Here is a 4,910-nt window from a genome sequence, read left to right as displayed (position 1 = left end):
CCCGCCGGCACGGCGCTGGGCGAAGCCTTCGGCTGGCGCGCGACTTTCCTCGCCGTCGTCGGCATCGGCCTGATCTCGGTCGCGGCCATCGCCTGGCTGGTGCCTTCGGACGTCGCGGAGCCGAGCGGCGGCGGCCTGGTGGGCGAACTGCGCGTGCTCGGCAAGCTGCAGGTCTGGCTAGCGATGCTGATCGCCTCGCTCGCCTCCGCCAGCCTGTTCGCGGTGTTCACCTACATCAAGCCTTACCTCACCGACGTCTCCGGCCTGTCTAGGGCGACCATCACCTGGGTGCTGCTGCTCTTCGGCGCCGGCATGACCATCGGCAACATCATCGGCGGCAGGCTGGCGGACTGGAAGCTGATGCCGACGGTGATCGCCACGCTGCTTGCCATGGCCGTGCTGTTTGTCGTCTTTACCAAGCTCGGTGCGATTGCCGCGGTAGCCGTGGCCATCGTCTTCGTGTGGGGCATGCTGATCTTCATCGTCGTGCCGCCGCTACAGATACGCGTCGTCGAGGCGGCTGCCGAAGGACCGAACCTTGCCGCCACGCTCAACCAGGGCGCCTTCAATGTCGGCAATGCCGGCGGCGCCTGGATCGGCGGCCTTGCCATCTCCTCGGGCGTATCCTACGCGAACCTACCGCTGGTGGGCGCTACGCTCGCGCTTCTGGCCGTCGCCGTGGCCGTGCTGTCGCAGTCGCTCGACCGCCGCGCGGTGGTACAGGCTTAGTCAGCACGATTGTCACGAATGTTCAGTATGTAACGAGTATGTCGGAGTTCACCAGTTCTTGTCAGCGCACCTTGGCAACCAGATCCTGCAGGACCCTTGTCGCCGTGGCGCGGGATGCCTGGGTGATGGCGATATAATTCTCCGCGCTGAGGCCGCCTTTAAAGCCGTCGATACCTCCCCGGAAGTATCCGGGCGACGGCTTTTTCCTGGCGTTTGTTGGCATGGGCTTGGAGAGCGACGATCGAGGCCCGGGTGAAGTTGTTGGAGCGCCTAGGCGCGACTCCCATCGAAATAAACGTCCATGAGAGCAGCACCTGCTCCTGACCCAGCTTACCGCGCGCCAACTCGGGGGTACCGCACTGCTGCGAAGATGTCTGAACTGGCTTCAAGCGCGGGGCGGCATTGTCGCCTTGTCGATCCTTCGGTGAATGAGCGACACGAGCGAAAGCAAGTCTTCTGCATCTTCCTTCGACATGGCCCAGTTCACCTTCGCCTCGTGCGCCGTAGGATTCCGAAACATTCCGAATGTGCCCTTCAGCAGGTTCACGAATCCTTTCTGCTCGTCCTGCTCGCTTTTCGTCTCCAGCGAGTTGATTGCAAGCATCGGCTTCTGGCCGCCGAAGACGTGGTCGACTAGAACGGCGCCGTCGTCGAGCAACCCGGTCCGCTTCCTGAGCTTGTCGGCAACGCTCTTTGCGGCCTCGAGGACGGCGTGGAAATAATTGTCGTGCAGGAGTTCTTGCCTGCAGAAGGAAAGCACGTCGGAATGTACCCCGCGCGACAGCAGATCGGCTCGAAGTTCCTTAGCTCTGCGTTCGGCCTCGCCCAGCGTCGCGGCCTTGGCCGCAGGTCCCAGCTTTCCGGCCGCGTCGATAGATATTCCGGCGAAGGCCAGAGCGCGGTTGACGTTCGCCCTCATTGGCTCGAAGCGTTCAGGCTCCCGCACGAACCGCGTTGGCTTCATCGCTTTCCGGATGAACCCAAGAATGCGGATGCGGTCCCCTCGCGTGTTCTGCTCGTGGGCGAACGCATTGTAGAGACGGTGTCTCTTGGTGATTGAAGGATCTGTGTCCCTGATCTCGCACGTTCGTAGCAGGAAGCCGACCTCGGAACCCGTAAGCCCTGCCGATGTGTCCCCCAAAGCATCGGCTATCGCCTGCAGCTGATCCTGCGTGAAATGCATGTCCCCACGTCCGACCTATCGGGCCGCCCAGCCGCTTCATAACAAAGCGCATAAAGATACGCGAGTCGCGAGACGTTGCTATCCCTCAGCCACGACATCTACGGAGCTGAAGCTATCGTCGCACTGGTTTTGCTTCGAGCATCGTGCGCAAGGAGGGAAATTCCTATGATCCCCTCCCGTCGATCCGTCGACTATGCCGACGTGAGATTGATTGTTGAACCTCCGGCTGAAGCCGTCGGTCGACGCAAATCACAAGGTGATCTGCGAGGTGTTGGAGGCCGCCTAGCGACCTCCCTGCTTCCGTTCCTTGATAATCTTGAGCATTTCTTTGTAACGCTCTTTCGCCGTTTTCATCGCCTTCCTGTCAACGCCATTGGTTGTCTTGGTGAAGGTATGCAGAACGAAAACCGTGTTCTCGTATTTTGCACAGTAAACCGCTCGATAGCAGGGCTTCCATTTTCGATTAGTTCGATTGCGCTAGGTCCAACGCCTTCTTTTATATTCGCGCGCTCCGAGAAGGGGCGTTCTCCATTTTGAACGGCCTGCAGATCGGTACCCAAATTGCTTCTTTATATCTTTTGGCAGTTCCTGAAAGGCTTTCTTCGCTGCTTCATTCACAAACTCAAACTTCTTCATAAATGCTCATTTTCTTATCGACACTCCTACTTCCCCCATCCGACCTGATGGGCTTTGCGCTTCGCTGGGCCATAGACACACTTGCCCAGGGACGTCCAATGTATCACACGCGCAAAAATGTCAGCAGGGTCGGTCGCGAGTTCCCTTCCCCACTCCCGCGGCCGGTTGCCTATGGCGCCGGAGTGACGGTCGTGGCACCGCTTAAATCGCGATCATCCGCTGGTGAACCAGGCCGGAGTGTCGGCGAGGCGTTGCAGCAAGCTTCATGGACCGGAGCCGATAAGCGGCCTGAGGCGGTCCAGCAAGGCGTGGCGGTCGGCGACGAGGGTGTCGAGGTGGAGCGGCCGGCCGGTGGGCGGTTCGGCTTCAGCCAGGCGTGCGGTCAGCGCCCGGGTGGCGTCGAGGACGAAGACGCCGCAATCATAGTCGTTGTCCTGCTGGGTCATCAGCACCGGCTCCAAGCGGGCGCCCAGCCGTGCTGCGAGTTGCCGTGCAAAGGGGCTGTTTTGGCCGCCGGAGGAGTCGTAGTGATAGGCGAGCGGCTGGGAGCCGCGCAGATCGACAAACAGCAGCGACCAGTGGGTGCCCTGCTCGCCAAGCGCGGCATTGTTGAGGGGAAGGAACACGAAGTCGGGCCTGGCGTCCGCCAAATTGCCCCCGCCGCCGGCGATGCCGTGGAAGATGGCGGCCGCTTCGGCCTCGTCTTCGGTCATGCGCAACAGATGGGTCACCGAAGGCTCGACCAAGCGGGTCCGGGCGGCGATGTCGGGACTGGCCCCGTGCAAGGCCTCGCCAAGCACAGCGTAATCGGCCGTGATGTGGTCGTCCAGGAGCCATTGGGTGGCGCCAAGCGCCAGCCGATGCGCTGCAGCGGCTGCCGGGGGAAGCCCGGCTGCCTGGCGCTCGGTCGGCCGAACGCCAGGTGGCGCGTCGACTGCGATGCCGGGAGCGTCGGAGATGGCTGATGTCCCGGCAGTGGGGAGGGTCCCGGCAGCGGCGGGCGTCTCGGCAGGGGCACGCGGCTTAGGAGCAGGCGCCTCGTTGGCATGTGTCCCGTTAGCAGGGGTCTCGTTGGCAAGGGTCTCGTTGGCAAGGGTCTGGGCGGCTGCGTCCTCGCCGCCGCACAGGTAGGCGTGGAGCGCCTTCACGCAAGGCTCGGCGTTCTCCTTGTCCTTTGCGGAGGGCGGGACCACCGTGATATCGGCCTTTTGGTAGAACGGCCGGCGCTCGTCGAACATGCGGCTTACCTTCTGCTCGCCGTCGGGGCCTTGCAGCAGCGGCCGACTGGTGTCGTTCCTGAGGCGCCTGCGGATCACTTGCGGGTTGGAGTCGAGCCAGACCGACACCGCCTTCTCGCCGATCAGGGCTCGATTGTTGGACTCGATGAAGCCGCCGCCGCCGGTTGCGATGACGATCGGCCCCTTCTCCAGCTGCTTGGCGAGCTCTTCGGCCTCCAGCTGTCTGAAGTGCGCCTCGCCCTGGCGCGCGAACAGATCGCGCAGATTGCCGTGCTTGCGCACGATTTCCTTGTCGGTGTCGACAAACTTCACTCCCAGCTTGCCGGCAAGCTCGCGGCCGATCGTCGACTTGCCGCTGCCCGGCATGCCGACCAGCACGACGGGACGCATGCCGAGGGCGGCTATGATCGCGCCGGCCTGCGGCGAGCGGGCGGCCGCGGGCTGGCTTGCCCGGTCGGCGGTGGCCAACCTGGAGGCCCCAGCCGTCCGCGACCGGCTGTGGCCCGACGAGCCCCAGTGGGGGATGCTGGAGGCGTCAGGGGGAATGGCGACCTCAAGGCATCTGTCCTGCACGCTCTGCACGAGTTCGGTGGCCTTTTGCTCGGCGTCCGGCCCGGGGTGGCGCCGCAGCCAGCCGATCTGCTTGTAGAGGTCGTGGTTGGCGAGCTTGGCCCGGTAGCTGGCCGGCGTATGGAATTCGACCTCGAAGCGATAGCCCTGCGGGGTGCTGAACACGGTGCGGATGGCGAGGAAGCTCGGCCTGCGCATCCTGAACCAGTTGGTGGTCTCGACCTCGCTGCAGCCGCGCTCCTCGAAGGCCAGCACGGCCGCCTTGAAGGCGCGCGTCAGGGCCGCGTCCGGGATCTCGAAGACATGGCGCACCGCATTGGTGACCAGCTGGGCCTCGGGCGCGGCGCTCACGCTTTGGCCGGTGAGCCCGTCGGCCATCGAATCGCGCCCGCGCAGGCGCTGCTCGAGATGCGGCATGGTCACCTCAATGCCGGCCTGCCGCAAAAGCGCGGCGACTGCTTGCGCGTTGGCGGTGATGGCGCCTTCTTCCGCCGCGGCGCGCTGGGCTGCGCTCCTGGCGCGCTCCAGGGCCTGCTCGCGGCTCAGCGTGATCG

The 4,910-nt window shown here is 63.8% G+C and carries 4 protein-coding genes and 1 pseudogene; 1 reads left to right on the top strand and 4 read right to left on the bottom strand.

The window, feature by feature from the left end:
- Positions 1-729: MFS transporter (locus tag EOA32_RS32945; protein WP_145971431.1), on the top strand; the 729-nt coding region annotated here is incomplete at its 5' end.
- On the opposite strand, the pseudogene EOA32_RS40315 reads toward EOA32_RS32945, so the two are convergent.
- The 4 genes and pseudogenes from EOA32_RS40315 to EOA32_RS40305 all read right to left on the bottom strand — a co-directional run.
- A pseudogene (locus EOA32_RS40315) lies at positions 726-947 on the bottom strand (DUF4172 domain-containing protein); the annotation flags it as partial. The gene EOA32_RS32945 and the pseudogene EOA32_RS40315 sit on opposite strands and share 4 nt — an antisense overlap.
- Positions 948-1,114: 167 nt before the next feature.
- A complete protein-coding gene (locus EOA32_RS32935) occupies positions 1,115-1,912 on the bottom strand; it encodes a TIGR02391 family protein (RefSeq protein ID WP_040972693.1) in 798 nt (265 codons plus the stop codon).
- 282 nt (positions 1,913-2,194) lie between these two features.
- Positions 2,195-2,311: a hypothetical protein gene (locus EOA32_RS40310; protein ID WP_245499470.1), complete on the bottom strand. Its 117-nt coding sequence runs from the start codon at positions 2,309-2,311 to the stop codon at positions 2,195-2,197.
- A 500-nt stretch (positions 2,312-2,811) separates the two neighbouring features.
- A partial coding sequence (locus tag EOA32_RS40305) for a shikimate kinase (RefSeq protein ID WP_245499469.1) occupies positions 2,812-4,910 on the bottom strand: 2,099 nt, incomplete at its 5' end.

Source organism: Mesorhizobium sp. M1A.F.Ca.ET.072.01.1.1, assembly GCF_004023325.1.
In the GTDB taxonomy this organism is placed as follows: Bacteria; Pseudomonadota; Alphaproteobacteria; order Rhizobiales; family Rhizobiaceae; genus Mesorhizobium.
Note: the sequence above shows the minus strand (reverse complement) of the source record. Positions and strands in the feature narration are given on the sequence as shown.